General features: G+C 51.8%; 21 protein-coding genes and 2 tRNA genes. 3 read left to right on the top strand and 20 right to left on the bottom strand.

Annotated elements, in window-relative coordinates:
- Window positions 1-53 precede the first annotated feature (53 nt).
- The 9 genes from nlpI to RTX30_RS16450 form a co-directional block, all read right to left on the bottom strand.
- Window positions 54-938, bottom strand: coding sequence for a lipoprotein NlpI (nlpI, locus tag RTX30_RS16490; RefSeq protein ID WP_312691246.1), 885 nt, complete (start codon window positions 936-938; stop codon window positions 54-56).
- Window positions 939-1,050: 112 nt separating this feature from the next.
- The gene (pnp, locus tag RTX30_RS16485; RefSeq protein ID WP_312691245.1) at window positions 1,051-3,186 is read right to left on the bottom strand and encodes a polyribonucleotide nucleotidyltransferase; all 2,136 of its coding nucleotides are present in this window, start codon (window positions 3,184-3,186) and stop codon (window positions 1,051-1,053) included.
- Between the two features lie 245 nt (window positions 3,187-3,431).
- Entirely contained in the window at window positions 3,432-3,701 is a 270-nt protein-coding gene (gene rpsO / locus RTX30_RS16480; protein WP_017457357.1) for a 30S ribosomal protein S15, read from the bottom strand.
- A 146-nt stretch (window positions 3,702-3,847) separates the two neighbouring features.
- A complete protein-coding gene (gene truB, locus RTX30_RS16475) occupies window positions 3,848-4,795 on the bottom strand; it encodes a tRNA pseudouridine(55) synthase TruB (RefSeq protein WP_312691244.1) in 948 nt (315 codons plus the stop codon).
- Entirely contained in the window at window positions 4,795-5,196 is a 402-nt protein-coding gene (gene rbfA / locus RTX30_RS16470; protein ID WP_312691243.1) for a 30S ribosome-binding factor RbfA, read from the bottom strand. The genes truB and rbfA overlap by 1 nt, the downstream gene beginning before the upstream one ends.
- Window positions 5,197-5,293: 97 nt before the next feature.
- A complete protein-coding gene (gene infB, locus RTX30_RS16465) occupies window positions 5,294-8,002 on the bottom strand; it encodes a translation initiation factor IF-2 (RefSeq protein WP_312691242.1) in 2,709 nt (902 codons plus the stop codon).
- Window positions 8,003-8,026: 24 nt separating this feature from the next.
- Window positions 8,027-9,514, bottom strand: a complete 1,488-nt coding sequence (gene nusA, locus RTX30_RS16460; RefSeq protein ID WP_312691241.1) for a transcription termination factor NusA — start codon at window positions 9,512-9,514, stop codon at window positions 8,027-8,029.
- A gap of 28 nt (window positions 9,515-9,542) precedes the next feature.
- Window positions 9,543-9,995, bottom strand: a complete 453-nt coding sequence (rimP, locus tag RTX30_RS16455) for a ribosome maturation factor RimP (protein ID WP_312691240.1) — start codon at window positions 9,993-9,995, stop codon at window positions 9,543-9,545.
- Between the two features lie 208 nt (window positions 9,996-10,203).
- A tRNA-Met gene (locus RTX30_RS16450) sits at window positions 10,204-10,280 on the bottom strand.
- A gap of 377 nt (window positions 10,281-10,657) precedes the next feature.
- Here RTX30_RS16450 and argG point away from each other — a divergent pair.
- Entirely contained in the window at window positions 10,658-12,004 is a 1,347-nt protein-coding gene (gene argG, locus RTX30_RS16445; RefSeq protein WP_312691239.1) for an argininosuccinate synthase, read from the top strand.
- Between the two features lie 283 nt (window positions 12,005-12,287).
- On the opposite strand, the gene RTX30_RS16440 is transcribed toward argG, so the two are convergent.
- The 6 genes from RTX30_RS16440 to rlmE form a co-directional block, all read right to left on the bottom strand.
- A tRNA-Leu gene (locus RTX30_RS16440) sits at window positions 12,288-12,374 on the bottom strand.
- 12 nt (window positions 12,375-12,386) lie between these two features.
- Window positions 12,387-12,719, bottom strand: coding sequence for a preprotein translocase subunit SecG (gene secG / locus RTX30_RS16435; RefSeq protein WP_312691238.1), 333 nt, complete (start codon window positions 12,717-12,719; stop codon window positions 12,387-12,389).
- Window positions 12,720-12,946: 227 nt separating this feature from the next.
- Entirely contained in the window at window positions 12,947-14,284 is a 1,338-nt protein-coding gene (glmM, locus tag RTX30_RS16430) for a phosphoglucosamine mutase (protein ID WP_312691237.1), read from the bottom strand.
- Entirely contained in the window at window positions 14,277-15,125 is an 849-nt protein-coding gene (folP, locus tag RTX30_RS16425) for a dihydropteroate synthase (protein ID WP_312691236.1), read from the bottom strand. Before folP ends, glmM begins: the two co-directional genes overlap by 8 nt.
- Before the next feature lie 99 nt (window positions 15,126-15,224).
- Window positions 15,225-17,156 carry an ATP-dependent zinc metalloprotease FtsH gene (gene ftsH / locus RTX30_RS16420; RefSeq protein ID WP_312691235.1) on the bottom strand — a complete coding sequence of 644 codons (1,932 nt, stop codon included), beginning with the start codon at window positions 17,154-17,156 and terminating at the stop codon, window positions 15,225-15,227.
- A 102-nt stretch (window positions 17,157-17,258) separates the two neighbouring features.
- A complete protein-coding gene (gene rlmE, locus RTX30_RS16415) occupies window positions 17,259-17,885 on the bottom strand; it encodes a 23S rRNA (uridine(2552)-2'-O)-methyltransferase RlmE (RefSeq protein WP_312691234.1) in 627 nt (208 codons plus the stop codon).
- Window positions 17,886-18,003: 118 nt separating this feature from the next.
- Here rlmE and yhbY point away from each other — a divergent pair, with 118 nt between their 5' ends.
- Window positions 18,004-18,297, top strand: coding sequence for a ribosome assembly RNA-binding protein YhbY (gene yhbY, locus RTX30_RS16410; RefSeq protein ID WP_007369919.1), 294 nt, complete (start codon window positions 18,004-18,006; stop codon window positions 18,295-18,297).
- 152 nt (window positions 18,298-18,449) lie between these two features.
- On the opposite strand, the gene greA is transcribed toward yhbY, so the two are convergent.
- A complete protein-coding gene (gene greA / locus RTX30_RS16405) occupies window positions 18,450-18,926 on the bottom strand; it encodes a transcription elongation factor GreA (protein WP_017457342.1) in 477 nt (158 codons plus the stop codon).
- A 249-nt stretch (window positions 18,927-19,175) separates the two neighbouring features.
- On the opposite strand from greA, the gene dacB reads away from it, so the two are divergent.
- A complete protein-coding gene (gene dacB, locus RTX30_RS16400; RefSeq protein WP_312691233.1) occupies window positions 19,176-20,609 on the top strand; it encodes a serine-type D-Ala-D-Ala carboxypeptidase in 1,434 nt (477 codons plus the stop codon).
- A 77-nt stretch (window positions 20,610-20,686) separates the two neighbouring features.
- On the opposite strand, the gene cgtA is transcribed toward dacB, so the two are convergent.
- From cgtA to rplU, 4 genes are all read right to left on the bottom strand, one after another.
- Window positions 20,687-21,859: an Obg family GTPase CgtA gene (gene cgtA, locus RTX30_RS16395; RefSeq protein ID WP_312691232.1), complete on the bottom strand. Its 1,173-nt coding sequence runs from the start codon at window positions 21,857-21,859 to the stop codon at window positions 20,687-20,689.
- Window positions 21,860-21,874: 15 nt separating this feature from the next.
- Window positions 21,875-22,840, bottom strand: a complete 966-nt coding sequence (locus RTX30_RS16390) for a DMT family transporter (protein ID WP_312691231.1) — start codon at window positions 22,838-22,840, stop codon at window positions 21,875-21,877.
- 95 nt (window positions 22,841-22,935) lie between these two features.
- On the bottom strand, window positions 22,936-23,193 hold the full coding sequence (rpmA, locus tag RTX30_RS16385) for a 50S ribosomal protein L27 (RefSeq protein ID WP_121267728.1): 258 nt from the start codon (window positions 23,191-23,193) through the stop codon (window positions 22,936-22,938).
- 19 nt (window positions 23,194-23,212) lie between these two features.
- Window positions 23,213-23,524, bottom strand: a complete 312-nt coding sequence (gene rplU, locus RTX30_RS16380) for a 50S ribosomal protein L21 (protein ID WP_003025032.1) — start codon at window positions 23,522-23,524, stop codon at window positions 23,213-23,215.
- Window positions 23,525-23,644 lie beyond the last annotated feature (120 nt).

Here is a 23,644-nt window from a genome sequence, read left to right as displayed (position 1 = left end):
ACCCGCGAAGATGATGGCAATCAAAAGAGATTACGGGCTGATATGTTCGTCAGCTATTGCTGGTCCGATTCTGCCAGGTCGTCGTGCTCCTGGCCCAAGAGCGCTAATTCCAACAATGCGTAACGGTGCTCAACAAAATTATGGACGTTGTTGGCAACCGCTAGTTTGAACAGTGCCGTGGCGCTGTCCTTATCCCCCAGACTTAGGTAGTACTTACCTAAATAGAAGTTGGTTTCACTGAGATGCTCAGCGAGCGAGGTGTTATCCGTTGCGTCCGCCTTCAGGCGATCCATCAGCGTTGCTTCACTGATGTCACCGAGGTAGAACTCGACAATGTTCCATCCCCACTGTTCCTTATCCGATTTTTCGAAGCGCTGTTTCAGTGCTTCTTTAGCCTGCTTCTCATCGAGCTTCCGCTCAACGATATAAAGCCACAGACTCCGGAAAGGATCATTAGGATCGTCTTGATAAAACGCCAGCAGATCATCTTGCGCTAACTTATTACGGCCGCCGTAATGTAATGCGATACCGCGATTTAAGTGCGCGTAGTTGTAAGTTGGATCAAGCTCAAGTACAGAATCAAACGCTTCATAGGCAGCATCAAAATTGCCTGCCTGCGTTAAATAAATGCCTAAGTAATTGAATACTTCAGGCATATCAGGTCGAATCGCCAGCGCTTGTGAGAAATCATTTCGCGCTAAGGCTCTCAAACCGAGGCTATCATACAATACTCCGCGCTCATATAAAAGCTGTGCGCGTTCATCATCGGTTAAAGCCCGACTGGCAAGAATTTGTTCCATACGTGCCAGAATCACTTCTTGCTGCAAAGTCGGTTGCAATGGCACCGCGAGGACTTCGCTCTTACGCCAGGCAGAGTTGCTGCATCCTGCCAGCGTTAAAGCTGTCGCAACGAAACACCAGCGCAAAAAAGGCTTCATTTCCCACTCCCGAAGACAACAATTGGATGAACGTCCTGTCCCCCGGCTGCAAACATGGCGTCCTGCCTGCTAATAAGCCCTCCGCTAATGCGGAGGGCAAAGGCAACCTGACTTACTCGCCCTGCTCTGCTTGCGGCGCTTCTACCGCTTCTGCAGGCTGAGTTTGCTCAGTTGCTTCTTTAATGCTCAGACGGATACGGCCCTGGCGGTCAACTTCCAGAACTTTAACCGGCACTTCCTGACCCATCTGCAGGTAGTCAGTCACTTTCTCTACACGCTTGTCAGCGATCTGAGAAATGTGTACCAGACCTTCTTTACCGCCACCAATGGCAACAAACGCGCCAAAGTCGACGATACGGGTCACTTTACCGTTGTAGATGCGGCCCACTTCGATCTCAGCCGTGATCTCTTCGATACGACGAATAGCATGTTTCGCTTTATCGCCATCGGTCGCTGCAATTTTCACAGTACCGTCATCTTCGATTTCAATGGTCGTGCCGGTTTCTTCGGTCAGCGCACGGATTACGGAGCCGCCTTTACCGATCACATCTTTGATTTTGTCCGGATTGATCTTAATGGTGTGAATACGCGGTGCGAATTCTGAAATATCACCACGCGGCGCGTTAATCGCCTGCTCCATCACGCCCAGAATATGCAAACGTGCACCTTTCGCCTGGTTCAGCGCAACCTGCATGATCTCTTTGGTGATGCCTTCAATTTTGATATCCATCTGCAGAGCAGAGATACCGTCGCGGGAACCCGCTACTTTGAAGTCCATATCGCCCAGGTGGTCTTCATCACCCAGGATGTCAGACAGCACGACGAAGTTTTCGCCTTCTTTCACCAGGCCCATTGCGATACCCGCAACGGCAGCTTTCACCGGAACACCGGCATCCATCAGCGCCAGAGATGCGCCACACACAGAAGCCATGGAAGAAGAACCATTGGATTCAGTGATTTCAGAAACAACACGTACGGTGTACGGGAATTTATCTGCATCCGGCATGACAGCCAGTACACCGCGTTTTGCCAGGCGGCCGTGACCAATTTCACGACGTTTCGGCGAACCTACCATCCCGGTTTCACCTACGGAGTACGGAGGGAAGTTGTAATGGAACAGGAAGGAGTCAGTACGCTCACCCATCAGTTCGTCGATGATCTGAGCATCACGCGCGGTACCCAGCGTCGCCGTTACCAGCGCCTGAGTTTCACCACGGGTGAACAGAGCAGAACCGTGGGTACGCGGCAGAACGCCGGTACGGACGTCCAGACCACGGATCATGTCTTTTTCACGGCCATCGATACGCGGTTCGCCAGCCAACACGCGACTACGAACGACATTTTTCTCGATAGCGTGCAGGATTTCGCCCAGCTCGTTAGCGTCCAGCGTTTCGTCTTCGGCAACCAACGTCGCGATGGTTTCAGATTTGATAACATCAACCTGAGCATAACGCTCTTGTTTGTCGGTGATGCGGTAAGCATCGCTCAGACGTGATTCAGCCAGTGCAGCAACGCGCGCGTTCAGCGCTTCGTTCACGGCTTCTGGCTGCCAGTCCCAACGCGGTTTACCCGCTTCTTTCACCAGATCGTTGATGTTCTGGATAACAACCTGCTGCTGGTCGTGGCCATATACCACTGCACCTAACATCTGATCTTCGCTCAGCAGTTCTGCTTCAGACTCAACCATCAGCACCGCAGCTTCGGTACCAGCAACCACCAGATCCAGCTTGCTTTCTTTCAGCTCTTCTTGGGTCGGGTTCAGTACGTACTGGTCATTAATATAACCCACACGAGCAGCACCGATCGGGCCGTTGAACGGAATACCGGACAGTGACAGCGCAGCAGACGCACCGATCATTGCAACGATGTCCGGGTTAACCTGTGGGTTAACGGAAACAACGGTCGCAATAACCTGCACTTCGTTAACGAAACCTTCCGGGAACAGCGGACGAACCGGACGGTCAATCAGACGAGCAATCAGGGTTTCGCCTTCGCTCGGACGGCCTTCGCGGCGGAAGAAACCGCCCGGGATTTTACCGGCAGCGTAGGTACGCTCCTGGTAGTTAACGGTCAGTGGGAAAAAGTCCTGACCCGGTTTAGCTTTTTTCTGGCCAACAACGGTCACAAATACAGCGGTGTCATCCATGCTTACCATTACGGCAGCAGTGGCCTGACGCGCCATCATGCCGGTTTCCAGCGTGACGGTATGTTGACCATACTGGAATTTACGAATGATCGGATTCAGCAAAATTCTATCCTTTCTTAATGAAGATCAGCACACCTCAGGCGTGCTGATTATTTAACAGGACCTTCTTGCATCCTCGCGACTAATGACAATCCTGACCCGCCCCATTGCGGATAAAGGCTCTCATTAGCCGCGCGAACCTCTGCAGAGAAGATCATACATGGCAACAATACATTAGTTTACTGCCAATTGCTGCCGCCTGGTTGAAAAAAGGGGCCTTGTAGGCCCCTTCTTGAAACTCGCCAGACTTAGCGACGCAGACCCAGACGCTCGATCAGCGCGGTGTAGCGTGCAACGTCTTTACGTTTCAGGTAGTCGAGCAGTTTACGACGCTGAGAAACCATGCGCAGCAGACCACGACGGCTGTGGTGATCTTTTTTGTGCTCTGCAAAGTGACCCTGCAGGTGGTTAATCTGAGCAGTCAGCAGCGCAACCTGAACTTCGGTAGAACCGCTGTCGTTAGAACCACGACCAAACTCGGAAACGATTTTTGCTTTAGCTTCAACGCTTAGAGACATTTTGAACTCCAGTGATAAAAAAAGGAAAGGGTGCCGATCTCTAATTCAGCGACCCCAGGTTTAACGCCAGACCCAGTTAACCACTAAGCCAGACATTAAGCGGCAATATTCTACTCGTAGTCACGGATTCCCGCAAGCCAGGCCCGTTATACAGCAGGATATTCGACCACAAGACGACGGGGAGCAACACGCCCCTCACCATCAATTTCGCCCATCCCGATAAACGTCTCGTCTTCACCTTCCGTGACGCGAACCAGGCCATCTTTTGGCGCGGCTGAGGCACGCACTGGCTGACCGTTTTTAAAGTACGCCGCCACAACAGAAGGGATATTCACCACCGGGAAATCTGAAGCCGGGCTATCCATCGGCATCAACAGAGGATCCAACAGTTGCGCCGCCGGGATACCTTGTTGTTCAGCCTGCGTTACACGTTCCTGCAGCTGTTCCAGCGTTACCATGCGTTCAACGGGATATTTGCTGACCGCCAGGCGGCGCAAATAGATAACGTGCGCGCCACAGCCCAGTTTTTCGCCCAGATCATCAATGATAGTGCGGATATAGGTGCCCTTCGAACAGTGGATTTCAAGCTCCAGTTCGTTACCTTCATGGCGAATGAACAACAGTTCATAAACGGTAATTGGGCGTGCCTCACGGGGGACATCTATCCCCTGGCGCGCATATTCGTAGAGTTTCTTCCCCTGATATTTCAATGCAGAGTACATCGAAGGCACTTGCTGTGTATCGCCGCGGAAACTCTCCAGTGCCACCGTCAATTGATCGGCGGTGAAGGTCAACGGGCGTTCTTCCACAACCTGCCCATCCGCATCCGATGTATCGGTACGCTGCCCGAGGCGGGCAATGACCCGGTAACGTTTATCAGAATCAAGCAGATACTGGGAGAATTTCGTCGCTTCTCCGAGGCAAATCGGCAGCATGCCGGTAGCCAGCGGATCCAACGCGCCGGTATGCCCAGCGCGGTTGGCATTATAGAGACGTTTTACTTTCTGCAGTACATCATTACTGGACGCACCTTGCTGTTTATCCAACAGCAGTACGCCATGCACATCGCGACCGCGACGACGAGGACGACTCATCAGTCCTCCTTGTTGTCGTCCGGGTTCACACGACGCTCGTCATCGTGTTTCACCACGCTGGTGACGAGATTGGACATACGCATCCCTTCGACCAGCGAATTGTCATAGAAGAAGGTCAGTTCCGGCACAATACGCAGACGCATCGCTTTGCCCAACAGGGTACGAATAAAACCGGATGCATCATGCAACGCTTTGATGCCTGCTTTAATCGAGGCTTCATCTTTATCGTTGAGGAAGGTGACAAACACTTTGGCATACGCCAGATCGCGGGACACCTCAACACCGGAAACCGTGGTCATCATACCCAAACGCGGATCTTTGATCTCGCGCTGCAGGATAATCGCAATCTCTTTTTGCAGTTCCTGAGCGACGCGCTGAGGGCGACCAAATTCTTTCGCCATAATAATTCTCCAGACTAAAAAGGGGCCGTAGCCCCTTTTGATATTTCTTGCCGGGTGGCGCTGCGCTTCCCCGGCCTACATTGCACTATCGCGTTGATTACTCGATGGTACGCTGGATCTCGATAATTTCGAACACTTCGATCATATCGCCAGTACGTACGTCATTGTAGTTCTTCACGCCGATACCACACTCCATACCGTTACGAACTTCGTTGACGTCATCTTTGAAGCGACGCAGGGATTCCAGCTCGCCTTCATAGATAACCACGTTGTCGCGCAGGACACGGATTGGGTTGTGACGTTTAACCACACCTTCGGTAACCATACAGCCTGCGATCGCGCCAAATTTCGGCGATTTGAAGACGTCGCGAACTTCAGCCAGACCGATGATCTGCTGTTTCAGTTCCGGAGAAAGCATACCGCTCATCGCTGCTTTCACTTCGTCGATCAGGTTATAAATGACCGAGTAGTAACGCAGATCCAGGCTTTCCGCCTCGATAACGCGGCGCGCAGACGCATCAGCACGAACGTTGAAGCCCACCAGAATCGCATTCGAAGCCGCAGCCAGTGTTGCGTCGGTTTCGGTGATACCACCTACGCCAGAGCCCACGATCTTCACTTTGACTTCGTCGGTAGACAATTTCAGCAGAGAGTCGGCAATCGCTTCCACAGAACCCTGAACGTCGGCCTTCATGACGATGTTCACTTCGTGAACTTCGCCTTCGGTCATGTTGGCAAACATGTTTTCCAGTTTGGATTTCTGCTGACGTGCCAGTTTGACTTCGCGGAATTTACCCTGACGATACAGCGCCACTTCACGCGCTTTTTTCTCGTCACGGACGACTGTCGCTTCGTCACCCGCTGCAGGGACACCGGACATACCGAGAATTTCCACCGGAATGGACGGACCCGCTTCGGTCACTTCACGACCCAGTTCATCACGCATCGCACGCACGCGACCGTACTCAAAACCACACAGTACGATATCGCCTTTATGCAGCGTACCTTCACGCACCAGAACCGTTGCTACCGGACCACGACCTTTATCCAGGAAGGATTCGATAACGACGCCACTTGCCATACCTTTACGAACCGCTTTCAGCTCCAGAACTTCCGCCTGCAGCAGAATCGCGTCGAGCAGTTCATCAATGCCGGTACCCGCTTTAGCAGATACGTGGACGAACTGGCTTTCGCCGCCCCACTCTTCCGGAATGATCCCGTACTGAGTCAGTTCATTCTTCACACGGTCCGGATCAGCTTCCGGCTTATCAATTTTGTTTACTGCAACTACCACTGGCACCTGCGCCGCTTTCGCGTGCTGGATAGCCTCAATAGTTTGCGGCATTACGCCGTCGTCTGCAGCAACAACCAATACCACGATATCTGTTGCCTGCGCACCACGGGCACGCATTGCGGTAAACGCGGCGTGGCCTGGGGTATCCAGGAAGGTGATCATCCCGTTGTCAGTTTCAACGTGGTAAGCACCGATATGCTGAGTAATGCCGCCCGCTTCGCCAGAAGCCACTTTCGTAGAACGAATGTAGTCGAGCAGAGAGGTTTTACCGTGGTCAACGTGACCCATAATGGTCACAACCGGTGCACGCGGTTCAGCGGCAGCGCCAGTATCACGGTCGCTCATTACTGCTTCTTCCAGCTCGTTTTCACGACGCAGGATAACTTTGTGGCCCATTTCTTCGGCAACCAGTTGTGCCGTTTCCTGGTCGATCACCTGGTTGATGGTGGCCATTGCGCCCAGTTTCATCATCGCTTTGATGACCTGAGAACCTTTCACCGCCATCTTGTTGGCCAGTTCGCCAACAGTCAGGGTTTCGCCAATCACAACATCACGGTTAACCGCCTGCGCCGGCTTCTGGAAGCCCTGTTGCAGAGTAGAACCTTTACGCTGGCGCCCACCTTTACCGCCACGAACCGCAGCACGCGCTTCTTCACGGTCGGCTTTGCTTTCAGCGTGTTTGTTACCTTTTTTCGGACGCGGCGCTTTTGCGGTGCGGCCACGACCACGACCACCTTCAACTTCGCGGTCATTGTCATCTTCAGCCTGACGCGCGTGCTGGGAAGTGGTTACGTGATAATCACCGACAGTTTCTTCTTCTTCGCCGGCTTTCCAGCCATTTTCATTCTGTTCTGCCATACGACGAGCTTCTTCCGCTACGCGACGTGCGTTTTCTTCCAGTTTACGACGAGCCTCTTCTTCCGCTTTGCGCTTGAGTTCTTGCGCTTCGGATTCACGGCGGGCTTTTTCCGCCTGGGCAGTCCTGGTCATTTCGTCAGATTGTTGATTGCTCACTTTGCTATTTTCCGCAGCCTCACGTTTTGCATTTTCAGCATGTTCGCGTTTAGCTTTTTCTTCGGCTTCACGTTTCACACGGCTTTCGGCGTCACGCTTTGCTTTTTCTTCGGCTTCGCGCTCAGCAAGTTCCTGTGCTTCACGACGGGCCTTCTCTTCCGCTTCGCGCATCGCCTCTTCTTCCGCAGCGAGACGTTCAGCCTCTTGTGGATCGCGTTTTACAAAGGTGCGCTTTTTACGGACTTCGATCTGCACCGATTTACTTTTACCACCGGTGCCCTGAATACTTAATGTGCTGCGCGTTTTACGCTGCAGCGTCAGCTTATCAGGACCTGAGCCATGTTCACGGTTCAGGTGCGCTAATAGCGTCTGCTTTTCTTGCGCTGTTACTGAGTCTTCAGCAGACTTGCGGATCCCTGCATCAGCAAATTGCTGTACCAGGCGGTCCACAGAGGTTTGAATCTCAGCGGCCAGCGTTTTTACGGTTACATCTGTCATGCTGTTCCTTCCTGCTACAGTTTATTACGCTTCGTCACCAAACCAGCAAATATTACGTGCGGCCATGATGAGCTCACCTGCTTTCTCGTCGGTTAACCCTTCGATATCGCTCAGGTCGTCCACGCCTTGTTCGGCGAGGTCTTCAAGCGTACAAACACCACGAGCAGCCAGTTTAAATGCCAGTGCGCGATCCAGCCCTTCCAGGTTAAGTAAGTCTTCAGCGGGTTCTTTATTGCCCAGACTTTCTTCCTGTGCCAGCGCCAGAGTGGTCAGCGCATTTTTCGCACGATCGCGCAGGGCTTCAACGGTATCTTCATCCAGACCGTCAATTTCCAGCAGCTCTTTGATTGGCACATAGGCCAGTTCTTCCAGCGTAGAGAAACCTTCTTCGACCAGAACGGTAGCGAAATCTTCGTCGATGTCCAGGTAACGAGTGAAGGTATCAATCGCCGCATGCGCTTCAGCCTGATGCTTAGACTGCAGGTCTTCAACGGTCATTACGTTGAGTTCCCAGCCGCTCAGTTGAGACGCGAGACGCACGTTCTGCCCATTACGGCCGATCGCTTGCGCCAGGTTGCCCGCTTCTACTGCGATATCCATCGTGTGTTTGTCTTCATCCACCACGATTGAGGCAACGTCAGCCGGTGCCATCGCGTTGATAACAAACTGTGCCGGGTTGTCGTCCCACAGCACGATATCAATGCGTTCACCGCCAAGTTCCGTTGAAACCGCCTGAACACGCGCGCCACGCATACCAACGCAAGCACCGACCGGATCGATACGCTTGTCGTTCGTTTTCACCGCGATTTTAGCGCGTGAACCCGGATCGCGAGCCGCAGCTTTAATTTCAATCACTTCTTCGCCAATTTCCGGCACTTCAATGCGGAACAGCTCGACCAACATTTCCGGTTTGGAACGGGTCACAAACAGCTGCGCACCCCGGGCTTCCGGACGCACTGCGTACAGTACACCACGGATGCGATCGCCTGGGCGGAAGTTTTCACGCGGGAGCATATCTTCACGCAGGATCACAGCTTCCGCATTGTTGCCAAGATCAAGCGTGATATTGTCGCGGTTCACTTTTTTCACAACGCCGGTGATGATTTCGCCTTCATGCTCGCGGAATTGGTCTACCACCATGGCGCGTTCAGCTTCACGTACTTTCTGTACGATAACTTGCTTCGCAGTTTGCGTAGTGATGCGGTCGAAGGTGACGGATTCGATCTGATCTTCGACGTAATCGTCAACGTTCAGGCTCTCATCTTCGTAACGTGCCGCTTCCAGAGTGATTTCACGCGTCGGCTGCGTTACTTCTTCAACAACGAGCCAGCGACGGAATGTATCGAAATCACCGCTTTTACGATCGATACTTACACGCACATCGATCTCTTGTTCATATTTTTTCTTGGTTGCTGTAGCCAGAGCACTTTCCAGCGCTTCAAAGATTTTTTCACGCGGAAGCGATTTTTCGTTAGAAACAGCTTCAACAACAGCCAAAATTTCTTTGTTCATCGGGGGCCTTTCACCTCAATTCAGACTGTTAAAAGTGGGGGACCAGGTTCGCTTTCTGAATATTGCTCAATGCGAACACTTCATCTTTACCTTCGACCGTAACGGTGATCATCTCGCCATCGACATCTTTAATGATGCCCTGCCACTTACGACGATTCTGTACCGCCATACGCAGCACCAGCGAGACTTCTTCGCCCTTAAAACGCGTATAGTGCTCAGCCGTAAACAAAGGACGCTCAAGACCTGGAGAAGAAACTTCCAGGTTGTAAGCTACGGTAATCGGATCTTCAACGTCCAATACCGCACTGACCTGGTGGCTAACATCAGCGCAATCATCAACATTGATGCCATCTTCACTATCAATATAGATGCGCAGCGTGGATGTACGCCCACGTACAAACTCAATACCGACCAGTTCATAGCCCAGTGCTTCAACCGGCGCCGTAATCATCTCAGTTAACTTTTGCTCTAATGTGGACAAGTCCACCCCCAAGACATAAAAAAAGGGCCTATAGCCCAGTTATTCCGTAGTCAGATAACAAAAAACCCCGATAAATCGGGGCTTTAAATAACTGAACCCTATAACCGCAAATGCGGTCTGGAGAACCTTCCATGAGTGTTTTTTTCAAATCCAGCTACGAAGGCGTTAAGTCCTCATAGTATATTTGAAAAAGAACACTTAGGGAAAGTGGTTGCGGGGGCCGGATTTGAACCGACGACCTTCGGGTTATGAGCCCGACGAGCTACCAGGCTGCTCCACCCCGCGCCTGAAACGTGGCAAATTCTACTCGTTCGAGAGCGAATTTGCAAATAATGCTGGGATTTGGTACCGAAGACGGGACGTAAAATCGGCTTGCAGTATATTGAAAAACATAACTATCTGTCAACCTCACAGCGTTAGCATCCCGTGCGCCTGGAAGTATGCATAGAGTCCCCCAAAATTTTAACGTGGTCAGTCGAGGTATCACGGCAATATTACGATGAAAATTGCACTCTTCTCTTCCGGTCATCATCAAAAGATGATTAAATGAAAACTCATTTATTTTGCATAACCATTCATTAAGAAACTCAAATGAATGGCACAAACGTGGTGGCGTGGCTGTAAAGTCTTTCTCCATAGGTCTATCAAGCAGGGATTTTTTTATGACGACGATTCTCAAGCATCTTCCCGCAGGTCAACGTATTGGCATCGCTTTCTCTGGCGGTCTGGATACCAGCGCGGCGCTGTTGTGGATGCGCCAAAAAGGCGCGGTTCCTTATGCCTATACGGCAAATCTGGGCCAACCGGATGAGGATGACTATGAAGCGATTCCCCGTCGCGCGAAAGAATACGGTGCGGAAAATGCCCGGCTGATCGACTGCCGGAAACAGCTCGTTGCTGAAGGTATTGCGGCGATTCAGTGCGGCGCATTCCACAATACTACTGGCGGCCTGACCTATTTCAATACCACGCCGCTCGGCCGTGCCGTAACCGGTACGATGCTGGTTGCTGCGATGAAAGAAGACGGCGTAAACATCTGGGGTGATGGAAGCACCTATAAAGGTAATGATATTGAGCGCTTCTATCGTTACGGTCTGCTGACCAACGCCGAACTGAAAATCTATAAGCCGTGGCTGGATACCGATTTTATTGATGAGCTGGGCGGCCGTCAGGAAATGTCCGAATTCATGACCGCTTCCGGTTTTGACTACAAAATGTCGGCAGAAAAAGCCTACTCAACTGACTCCAATATGTTGGGCGCAACACACGAAGCGAAGGATCTTGAGTTCCTTAATTCGAGTGTGAAAATCGTCAACCCGATTATGGGTGTTAAGTTCTGGGATGAGAACATCAAAATTTCGGCTGAAGAAGTGACAGTGCGTTTTGAACGTGGTCACCCGGTGGCGCTGAACGGTAAAACATTTACTGATGATGTAGAGTTGATGCTGGAAGCCAACCGCATTGGTGGCCGTCACGGCCTGGGTATGAGCGACCAAATAGAAAACCGTATCATTGAAGCAAAAAGCCGCGGCATTTACGAAGCACCGGGCATGGCGCTGCTGCATATCGCTTACGAACGCCTTTTGACCGGTATTCATAACGAAGATACCATCGAGCAGTACCATGCGCATGGTCGCCAGCTGGGTCGGTTGTTGTATCAGGGCCGCTGGTTTGATCCGCAGGCGCTGATGCTGCGTGATGCGTTGCAACGTTGGGTTGCAAGCTCCATTACCGGTGAAGTCACACTGGAACTGCGTCGCGGTAACGATTACTCCATCCTGAATACCGTGTCTGACAACCTGACCTATAAAGCAGAGCGCCTGACCATGGAAAAAGGAGAGTCCGTCTTCTCCCCGGACGATCGTATTGGCCAGTTAACAATGCGGAACCTGGATATTACCGATACGCGTGAGAAACTGTTTAACTACGTACAGACAGGTTTGATCTCTACCACCTCCGGCAATGGCCTGCCGCAGGTAGAAAACCTGGAACACAATGATAAAAAGTAATCGCGAATGTGAATAGAAAAAGGCGCCGAAAGGCGCCTTTTTGTTGCCAGTTAAGTAGCACGCCCATGGGCGCGGTAAGCAACAGGTATGGCGAGTTTAAAGTGAAAACTGACAGAACAGGCAGGGCTTATTTTTAGGGGGGCAGGTTCGCAAGGGTCTCAATCATGCCACTTATGATAAACGCGTTTATTTGTTTCTGACAGTCAAATACACCCAGTGAATTTCAGCGCCCGGATTACAGACGAAAAAAAAGACATCTTTCGATGTCTTTTTTCCGGAATATTGGTACCGAGGACGGGACTTGAACCCGTAAGCCCAATCGGGCACTACCACCTCAAGGTAGCGTGTCTACCAATTCCACCACCTCGGCACGACTTACTGATTAGCGCGGGATATCGCTGCTCGGCTGCGCCGGCGCTGCTGGCTGAGTTTGCTCGGTTTTAGCCGGAGCACTCAAATTTTCCCACTCGCTTCCTTTATTGGTTTTATTGCTGTTGATATTACCCAACACCAGGCTAATGATAAAAAACAGAGTTGCCAGTACTGCGGTCATGCGGGTCATGAAGTTACCAGAACCACTTGAACCGAACAGTGTACCGGACGCGCCAGCGCCAAAAGAGGCTCCCATGTCAGCGCCTTTACCTTGCTGCAGCATAATCAGACCCACCAGAGCCAGCGCTACAATAAGGAAAATAACTAAAAGAGCTTCGTACATAATCAACCTGTTCCTTGCGGGGTTGCCGCAGCCAATGCTTCAAACCAATAAACGCGGGACTTTTCTTGCTTTCCCACTGAAGCGGGTGTGAATACTAACTAAAGCGAATGACCTTCGCAAGGGCAATTTCAGCGCATTTTATCAAGTGCGGAAAAAAACAGCAAAACTGCGATATCTGTCCACAAAAAAGGTATCAATAGCCGCCTTTTTAAGCACTTAACATGCACTTATACCGCTTTTACCGCATCTGCAATGCGATTCGCCAGCGCCGTGACCTGTGCTTCATCCTCGCCTTCCACCATTACGCGGATCAGCGGCTCAGTACCCGACTTACGCAGCAGTACGCGGCCACGGTTGCCCAGTGTCGACTCCACTTCCGCCGTTACCGCTTTAACCGTTTCGTCTTCGAGCGGATCGCCATTGCCAGCCGTAAAGCGCACATTCACCAGCACCTGCGGGAACATTTTCATACCACTGCACAGATCGTGCAGATTCATATGATTGCGCACCATCGCTGCCACAACTTGCAATGCCGCCACGATCCCATCCCCGGTGGTAGTTTTATCAAGCAGGATCACATGCCCGGAGTTTTCCGCACCAATGCGCCAGCCTTTTTCCTGCATTTTTTCCAGCACATAGCGATCGCCCACTTTCGCGCGGGCAAAAGGAATACCCAGTTGCTTGAGGGCCACTTCTAATCCCATGTTGCTCATCAGCGTGCCCACCGCGCCACCGCGCAGTTGCCCCTGGCGTAGCCCCTCACGCGCAATGATATACATGATCTGATCGCCATCGACTTTATTGCCCTGGTGGTCAACCATAATGACCCGATCGCCGTCACCATCAAATGCAATGCCCAGGTCGGCCTTTTCAGCCAGCACTCGCTGCTGCAGCGCGGCAACATCCGTGGCACCACATTTTTCATTAATGTTGACCCCGTCAGGATCACAACCCATCGCGATGACTTTCGCCCCCAGCTCGCGGAAAACACTAGGCGCAATGTGATAAGTTGCGCCATTAGCGCAATCAACAACAATTTTCAGTGCATTAAGGCTCAGTTCATTAGGGAACGTCGCCTTACAGAACTCGATATAACGGCCTGCGGCGTCAACAATGCGGCTGGCTTTCCCCAATTCAGCAGAATCGACGCATGTCAGCTCTTTTTCCATTTCAGCTTCAATGGCCTCTTCTACGGCATCCGGCAATTTCGTGCCATCAATCGAAAAGAATTTAATGCCATTATCATAGAAAGGGTTATGCGAGGCAGAAATGACAATACCCGCTTCCGCACGGAAAGTGCGCGTCAGGTAAGCAACCGCCGGTGTCGGCATTGGACCAGTGAACGATGCGGAAAGACCGGCAGCGGCGAGGCCCGCTTCGAGCGCTGATTCCAGCATATAGCCAGAGATTCGCGTATCTTTACCAATAATAATTTTACGCGAACCGTGACGGGCGAGAACCTTACCCGCAGCCCAGCCCAGTTTCAAAACAAAATCAGGGGTGATAGGTGCGTCGCCAACACGGCCACGAATGCCATCGGTGCCAAAATATTTACGATTACTCATAACGCTTATTTTCCTTCGCTGACAGCGTGGCTTCCACCACCCGCATAGCCTCTACTGTTTCTTTCACATCGTGAACACGAATAATCTGCGCACCCTGCATGGCGGCAATCACCGCACAGGCCAGACTGCCGCTTAACCGTTCGGAAGGACCGACATTTAATAGCTGACCGACCATAGACTTGCGGGACATTCCCACCAGCAACGGCAGCCCAAAGTGATGAAATTCAGCCAACCGGGCAAGCAGCGCATAATTGTGGGAGAGATTTTTACCGAAACCGAATCCCGGGTCGAGTAACAATTTATCTTTTGCGATGCCTGCCTCCTCACACCGCGCGATATGCTGCGCAAAAAAGCGATTCACATCAGCAAACACATCATCATATTTTGGTGCTTCCTGCATGGTTTTCGGCTGACCTTGCATATGCATCAGGCAGACGGGCAGGCCCGTTTCTGCTGCGGCTTCCAGTGCCCCCGGCTCGGTAAGCGAGCGAATATCATTGATAATATGCGCCCCAACGCGCGCCGACTCGCGAATGACTTCCGGTTTTGACGTATCGACTGAAATCCACACTTCAAAGCGCTGGGCAATGGCTTCGACCACCGGAATAACTCGCTGCAGTTCTTCTTCGACGCTCACATCCGCTGCACCTGGCCGCGTTGACTCGCCGCCGATATCCACAATTGTCGCACCAGCATTGATCATCAGATTGGCATGTTTGACGGCTTCAATCAGTGTATTGTGCGTGCCGCCGTCAGAGAACGAATCTGGCGTGACATTGAGGATCCCCATCACATGAGGATGAGAGAGATCGAGCATTGAGCCCTGAGCATGAAGTTTCATGACTAAAATCCCTGAAATTATTGCAGTTAATCGGTAAAGAAAAACCCCGGAGCAAGCCCCGGGGTTTCAAAGAAGAACAGGTTCCACACAGCGGATAACTTATTTGTCGCCCAGCTGTTCTGACATGGTGTTGCCCGGATTCGGCGTACGTGGTTCATCAACCGGACGTGGCGCACGAGGCGTACCATTATTGTCAGAATTGTTCGTACCCGGCTCTTCCCAGCCCGCCGGCGGACGTACATCACGACGTGACATCAGGTCATCAATCTGCGGCGCATCGATGGTTTCATACTTCATCAACGCATCTTTCATGGCGTGAAGGATGTCCATATTCTCATTCAGGAGCTGACGCGCACGATTGTAGTTACGCTCAATCAATGCTTTCACTTCCTGATCGATGATACGTGCCGTTTCATCCGACATATGTTTCGCTTTTGCCACGGAACGGCCAAGGAATACTTCGCCTTCTTCTTCCGCATACAGCAACGGGCCCAGCTTGTCGGAGAAGCCCCACTGAGTGACCATGTTTCTCGCCAGGTTGGTCGCGACTTTAATGTCGTTCGACGCACCAGTAGAGACATGCTCGACGCCGTAAATAATCTCTTCAGCCAGGCGACCACCGTACAGGGTTGAAATCTGACTTTCCAGTTTCTGACGGCTGGCGCTAATAGCATCGCCTTCTGGCAAGAAGAACGTCACACCCAACGCACGTCCACGAGGAATGATCGTCACTTTATGCACTGGATCGTGTTCCGGAACCAGACGGCCAATGATCGCGTGGCCTGCTTCATGGTATGCCGTGGATTCTTTTTGCGCTTCTGTCATCACCATAGAGCGGCGTTCCGCGCCCATCATGATTTTGTCTTTCGCTTTTTCGAATTCCACCATAGAAACAACGCGTTTGTTACCGCGCGCGGCGAAAAGCGCTGCTTCGTTCACCAGGTTAGCCAAATCGGCACCTGAGAAGCCTGGCGTACCACGCGCAATGATCGCCGCATCAATGTCCGGAGACAGCGGTACGCGACGCATATGCACTTTCAGTATTTGCTCGCGACCACGCACATCCGGCAGACCGACCACAACCTGACGGTCAAAACGACCAGGACGCAGCAACGCAGGGTCAAGCACGTCAGGGCGGTTAGTCGCGGCGATAACGATGATACCTTCGTTACCTTCGAACCCGTCCATCTCAACCAGCATCTGGTTCAGGGTCTGTTCACGTTCATCATGACCACCGCCGAGACCGGCGCCACGTTGACGGCCAACGGCATCGATTTCATCGATAAAGATAATGCACGGTGCAGCTTTCTTGGCCTGCTCGAACATGTCGCGCACACGAGATGCACCCACACCTACGAACATTTCCACGAAGTCAGAACCAGAAATAGTAAAGAACGGTACTTTTGCTTCACCCGCGATAGCTTTCGCCAGCAGCGTTTTACCGGTACCCGGAGGCCCGACCATCAGGACGCCTTTCGGGATTTTACCGCCCAGTTTCTGGAAACGGCTCGGCTCACGCAAATATTCGACCAGTTCGCCAACTTCTTCTTTTGCTTCGTCACAGCCAGCAACATCGGCGAAGGTGGTTTTGATCTGATCTTCCGTAAGCATGCGCGCCTTGCTCTTGCCGAACGACATGGCACCTTTGCCACCGCCGCCCTGCATCTGGCGCATAAAGAAAATCCAGACCCCAATCAACAGCAGCATCGGGAACCAGGAAATGAAGATGTTAGCCAGCAGGCTCGGCTCTTCAGGGGGTTCGCCTACAACCTTGACGCTTTTCGTCAGCAGGTTGTCGAGCAGTTTCGGATCGTTGACCGGGATGTAAGTCGTGTAACGGTTACTATCTTTCTTGGTAACGTTGATCTCACGTCCGTTGATACGCGCTTCGCGAACCTGGTCCTGGTTGACCTCTTGCAGGAAGGTAGAGTAATCCACCTTACGGCCATTAGACTCGCTGGGCCCAAAGCTCTGGAATACTGACATCAGCACGACGGCAATGACCAGCCAGAGTATTAGGTTTTTCGCCATGTCACTCAAGGGATTAACCTCATATTACAACTGTGTTAAAAACAGCGTCAGGATACAACATATCCCATCTCATTCAAACCAAAGGCCGAAGTCAACGGGGTATCATTTTCGCCCGGTCGCTACAATATACACTTCGCGAGAACGTGCACGCGAAGAGTCCGGTTTACGAACTTTCACCTTCGTAAACAGGGAGCGAATTTCCGTCAGGTACTCATCGAAACCTTCGCCCTGGAACACCTTCACTAAAAAACTACCGCCAGGCGCCAATACATCACGGCACATATCCAGCGCCAGCTCTACCAGATACATAGAGCGAGGGATATCTACCGCTGGCGTTCCACTCATGTTTGGCGCCATATCTGACATGACAACTTGCACTTTACTGTCGCCGACGCGTTCCAGTAATGCTTTCAGGACTAATTCATCACGAAAATCGCCCTGAAGGAAGTCAACGCCGACGATTGGATCCATCGGCAAAAGGTCGCAAGCGATAATACGACCATTGCCACCGATTTGCGTGACCGCATATTGCGACCACCCACCGGGTGCGGCACCCAGGTCAACAACCGTCATCCCTGGTTTAAAAAGTTTGTCACTTTGCTGTATTTCATCAAGTTTAAACCAGGCACGGGAACGTAACCCTTTTTTCTGCGCTTGTTGAACATATTTATCGCTAAAGTGTTCCTGGAGCCAGCGGCTTGAGCTGGCAGAACGCTTTTTACCTGTCATTTAACTTTCCATCCGGGTTCATCGTAGACATCGATAAATTTCGACGCGCAATTTGGCGATACAGAGGAGATGGCGGTAGAATGAACCGTTTTCAATCCCAACGTAAGCAAAATATACGATGAATCTGAGTACTAAACAAAAACAGCACCTGAAAGGTCTGGCACATCCGCTCAAGCCAGTAGTTATGCTTGGCAACAATGGTTTGACCGAAGGGGTACTGGCCGAGATTGAACAAGCGTTAGAACACCATGAACTTATCAAGGTGAAGATCGCCTCTGAAGACAGAGAAACTAAAACCTTGATTGTGGAAGCTATCGTTCGCGAAACCGGCGCCTGTAACGTACAGGTCATCGGGAAAACGCTGGTGCTTTATCGCCCAACCGCAGAGCGTAAAATCTCGCTGCCACGCTAAGAATATCCTGAATTGAACACAAAATCTGTGTAAAACGAGGGGTTTTCCGCCAGCAGACGTGCAAAATGCCACGCTCCTGAAGTTGTTAAAAGGCCGCAATGCGGCCTTTTTCTTTTCTTTACAATGCGTCAACAACTAAGTCCGCAGCGTAATTACAAATACTCTACTTTAATGATTTCGTATTCCACTTCGCCGCCAGGCGTGCGGATCACCACCACATCATCCTGCTCTTTACCGACCAGACCGCGCGCGATGGGTGAATTCACCGAGATGAGGTTCTGTTTAAAATCAGCTTCATCGTCGCCCACAATGCGGTAGGTTTGCTCTTCGTCGTTATCCAGATTCAGCACGGTAACCGTCGAACCAAAAATGACACGTCCGCTCTTCGGCATCTTAGAAATATCGATAACCTGCGCATTAGACAGTTTTGCTTCAATGTCTTTAATCCGGCCTTCGCAAAAGCCTTGTTGCTCGCGCGCCGCGTGATATTCCGCGTTCTCTTTCAGATCGCCATGTTCGCGGGCTTCTGCGATAGCGGCGATAATTTCAGGGCGACGAACGGATTTCAGAAACTCCAGTTCTTCGCGCAGTTTTTCAGCACCACGTAAGGTCATCGGAATAGCTTGCATTTTTTATACCTCTTGAACATTCCTGTAAGGAGCAGTTGCCCCGCCCCGACAGCTCTACCTGCCCGATTACAGGCGCATACCGCCGGGCAGAAGCAAAAGAAAACTGACCCGGAGACAAAGCCCCAGGTCAGCAGCAATTTTTCAATTTGATACGTATTTTACCCGGAAGTTCACTATGGGTCATCGTTTACTTTCGAGGGCGATGCGCCGTAGTATGGCGTCTTGTTTCCAGGTTCTTAGCGCGAGATTATGCGATTTTCCAGCTTTATCATCGGATTGACCACCAGTATAGCCTTGAATGTTCAGGCCGCGAATGTCGACGAATACATTAACCAGCTTCCGGATGGGGCGAACCTGGCATTGATGGTGCAAAAAGTGGGAGCACAAGCGCCAGAAATCGACTATCACGGTCAGCAAATGGCGCTGCCTGCGAGTACCCAGAAAGTGATTACTGCACTGGCGGCACTGCTACAACTTGGGCCAGACTTTCGCTTTACCACAACGCTGGAAAGCAAAGGCTCCGTCGACAATGGCACATTAAAAGGCGACTTAATTGCGCGATTTGGCGGCGATCCGACATTTAAACGTCAGGATCTTCGCAACATGGTCGCAGCATTGAAAAAGTCAGGCGTGCAGAAGATCGACGGCAATGTATTTGTCGATACCTCCATTTTCGCCAGCCATGATAAAGCGCCTGGTTGGCCGTGGAACGATATGACGCAGTGCTTTAGCGCGCCACCTGCTGCGGCGATCGTGGACCGCAACTGCTTCTCAATTTCACTGTACAGCGCGCAGAAACCTGGCGACCTGGCGTACATCCGTGTCGCTTCCTATTATCCGGTCAACATGTTCAGTCAGGTGCGTACCCTCGCCCGGGGATCGTCTGATGCGCAATACTGCGAGCTGGATGTGGTGCCAGGGGACCTCAACCGCTTTACCTTAACGGGTTGCCTGCCCCAACGAGCCGATCCGCTGCCGCTGGCTTTCGCTATCCAGGACGGCGCCAGTTACGCTGGTGCCATTCTTAAAGATGAGCTGAAAGACGCGGGAATAACTTACACCGGCACGCTGCTCCGCCAGACGCAAGAGAACCAGCCAGGCACAGTGATTGCCAGCAAACAATCAGCGCCGTTACACGATCTGCTGAAGATCATGCTGAAAAAGTCAGACAATATGATTGCCGACACCGTCTTTCGCATGATCGGCCATGCGCGATTTGGCGTCCCCGGAACATGGCGCGCCGGCTCAGATGCGGTGCGTCAGATCCTGCGTCAGCAAGCCGGTGTAGATCTCGGCAATACGATCATTGCCGACGGTTCCGGCCTGTCGCGACATAACTTGCTGGCACCAGCAACCATGATGCAGGTGCTGCAATACATCGCACAGCATGATACGGAGCTTAACTTTATCTCAATGTTGCCATTAGCGGGCTATGACGGCTCATTGCAATATCGCGCGGGACTACATCAGGCTGGTGTCGATGGCAAAGTCTCTGCGAAAACGGGTTCGCTGCAGGGCGTGTATAATCTGGCGGGCTTTATTACCACTGCCAGCGGTCAGCGGATGGCGTTTGTACAGTACCTTTCAGGCTATGCTGTGGAGCCAGCAGATCAGCGTAACCGCCGTATCCCGCTGGTACGTTTTGAGAGCCGTCTCTACAAAGACATTTACCAAAACAACTAACAAAAATGCCGGGGAGCAAAAAAGCTGACCCGGCATTTTAGCGGCACACTCCCCGGCTGAGCGGGGAGATAGCGGAATTAACGCTTGTAAATGAACTCGACGCCTTCTTCGTCGTCTTCGTCCCAGTCGTCATCCCACTCTTCGTCGTCTTCCTCTACCGCTTCTTCGAGCTGCTGGCGATGGTAATCATCCCACATAAACTCGACTTTCTCAGGCTGTTTATCTTCTTCCGCCTGTGCGACAGGGTTTTCGATGATAAAGGTCATTACGTCCCAGCACAGGTCTTTAACCCCCTGCTGGCTGGCGGCGGAAATCAGGTAGTATTTCTCTTCCCAACCCAGCGCCTGCGCGATGGCCTGCGCTTTTTCTTCCGCTACGGCTTTATCCATCAGGTCAATTTTGTTGAACACCAGCCAGCGTGGCTTAGCCGCAAGCTTATCGCTGTATTTCTCCAGCTCACCCACGATAATGCGCGCGTTCTCAACGGGATCGGAACCGTCGATTGGATCAATATCGATGAGATGCAGCAGCACACGGCAGCGTTCCAGGTGCTTCAGGAAGCGAATGCCAAGGCCTGCGCCATCCGCTGCGCCTTCAATCAGGCCCGGAATGTCGGCAACCACAAAGCTCTTTTCGTTGTCCATACGCACAACGCCAAGGCTGGGTACCAGCGTCGTAAACGGGTAATCCGCCACTTTCGGTTTTGCAGCAGAAACCGCACGAATAAATGTCGATTTACCGGCGTTCGGCATACCGAGCATACCGACATCTGCCAGCAACATCAGTTCCAGTTGCAGATCGCGCTTATCGCCTGGCGTGCCCATCGTTTTTTGACGCGGAGTACGGTTAACTGAAGATTTGAAACGGGTATTACCCAAACCGTGCCAGCCGCCTTTTGCAACCAGCAGGCGCTGACCATGTTTGGTCATATCCCCCATGGTTTCGCCCGTACCCTGGTCAATGACACGCGTACCGACAGGGACTTTTACCGTGATATCTTTACCACGTTTACCGGTGCAATCACGGCTCTGACCATTCTGGCCGCGTTCAGCGCGGAAAGATTTTTCAAAACGGTAGTCGATCAGGGTATTCAGGTTCTCGTCGGCTTCCAGCCAGACATCACCGCCGTCACCGCCGTCACCGCCATCAGGGCCGCCTTTCGGAATATACTTCTCGCGGCGGAAGCTTACACAACCGTTACCGCCATCACCCGCTACAACCAGGATTGTAGCTTCATCAACAAACTTCATTTTACTCTCCGTAACTCATTCGCCTGAGCGGGGCACAGTGGCGACCACTTCACGACTGCGCCAGCGTCCCAAAAGACGATGGCCAATAGCGGAAAACATCGCGCCCGCAACCACGACAAACGCACCGAGATAACCTACAAGGTTTAACATCGGTCTGGCGAAAACATCGGGCCAGGCCATTGATAACACATCTGAAAATAGCAGGGTAAACAGCGGTGTCAGCGTGATTAACGCACTGACCTGCGCCGCCTGCCAACGCGCCATGGCTTCCGCCAGCGCGCCATAACCGACCAACGTATTCAGCCCGCAAAATATCAGGCATGCCAGTTGCCAGTCACTTAACTGCAATATTACGGCTGGCTTCGCCAGCGGCAGCAATGCAATTGTACATAAAGTGTACAGCAAAAAGAGAATTTGCTGGGACGCCAGTCGCCGCAATAATACTTTTTGCGCCACGCCATAACTGACCCACACGGTGGCAGCGCCTACGCCAAAAATTACGCCCCAGGTGTAATCCGTGAGCCGGGTAAAAATCTCCACCAGACTGGTATTAAAGAACATCACCAGCCCGCTAATCAGCATCAGGGCACCCACGACCTGCGTCGCGCGCATCTTCTCTTTCAAAATAAAGACACTGGCAACCATCATCCCCACTGGTGAAAGCTGCCCAATCACCTGGGAAGCCGTAGGGCTGACATATTGCAAGGAAGAGCTGAACAGAATGAAATTCCCGAACAGCCCCCCTGTCGCAATAGCAAGCAGAATTAGCCAGCGTGGCTTGCGAAAAATACGCACAGGCGGAAGCTTTCTTTTCCAGACAAGGATCAGACCGAGGCCGATACTTGCCATTAAAAAGCGATAAAATACCACCGTCGGCGGCTCCATCACTTCCAGCACCTGCTTCATCGCAATGGGTAGCGCACCCCAGCACATCGCGGTAGTGAGCGCCAGGAGGATACCGATGCCAGCCTGCTGTTTCATGCCCGTATTCCCTGCCAGAATTTTTCCGGACTTCTAATGTAAAAAGCCCCGCAACGTGTTGCGGGGCTTTCTTCCGTTACCGGGACTCGAAAAACTTATTCAGCAACGATGCTGATGAATTTACGGTTTTTCGGGCCTTTAACTTCGAACTTAACTTTACCGTCAGTCAAAGCGAACAGAGTATGATCTTTGCCGCAACCAACGTTAGAGCCGGCGTGGAACTTGGTGCCACGCTGACGAACGATGATGCTACCTGCCAGAACTGCTTCGCCGCCAAAGCGTTTTACGCCCAGACGTTTAGCTTCTGAATCGCGACCGTTACGAGTTGAGCCGCCAGCCTTTTTATGTGCCATTTAAATCTCTCCTCAGGTCTTAGGCGCTGATGCCAGTGATTTTCACATCAGTGAACCACTGACGGTGACCCTGCTGCTTACGGTAGTGTTTACGACGACGAAACTTAACGATTTTAACTTTCTCGCCACGACCATGAGCAACAACTTCAGCTTTGATTACGCCGCCATCAACGAAAGGAACGCCGATTTTGACTTCTTCACCGTTTGCGATCATCAGAACTTCTGCGAATTCAACAGATTCGCCAGTTGCGATGTCCAGCTTTTCCAGGCGAACGGTCTGACCTTCGCTTACTCGGTGTTGTTTACCACCACTTTGGAAAACCGCGTACATATAAAACTCCGCTTCCGCGCACTTCTTCTGAATGATTCAGAGCGCGCTAAAAATATTCACAATAGGGCGCGAATATTACGCAAGTCGTGAGCCTTTGACAAGAGCGATCAGCGATCCATG

This window comes from Kosakonia sp. (assembly GCF_032052965.1).
Taxonomy (GTDB): Bacteria; Pseudomonadota; Gammaproteobacteria; order Enterobacterales; family Enterobacteriaceae; genus Kosakonia.
Note: the sequence above shows the minus strand (reverse complement) of the source record. Positions and strands in the feature narration are given on the sequence as shown.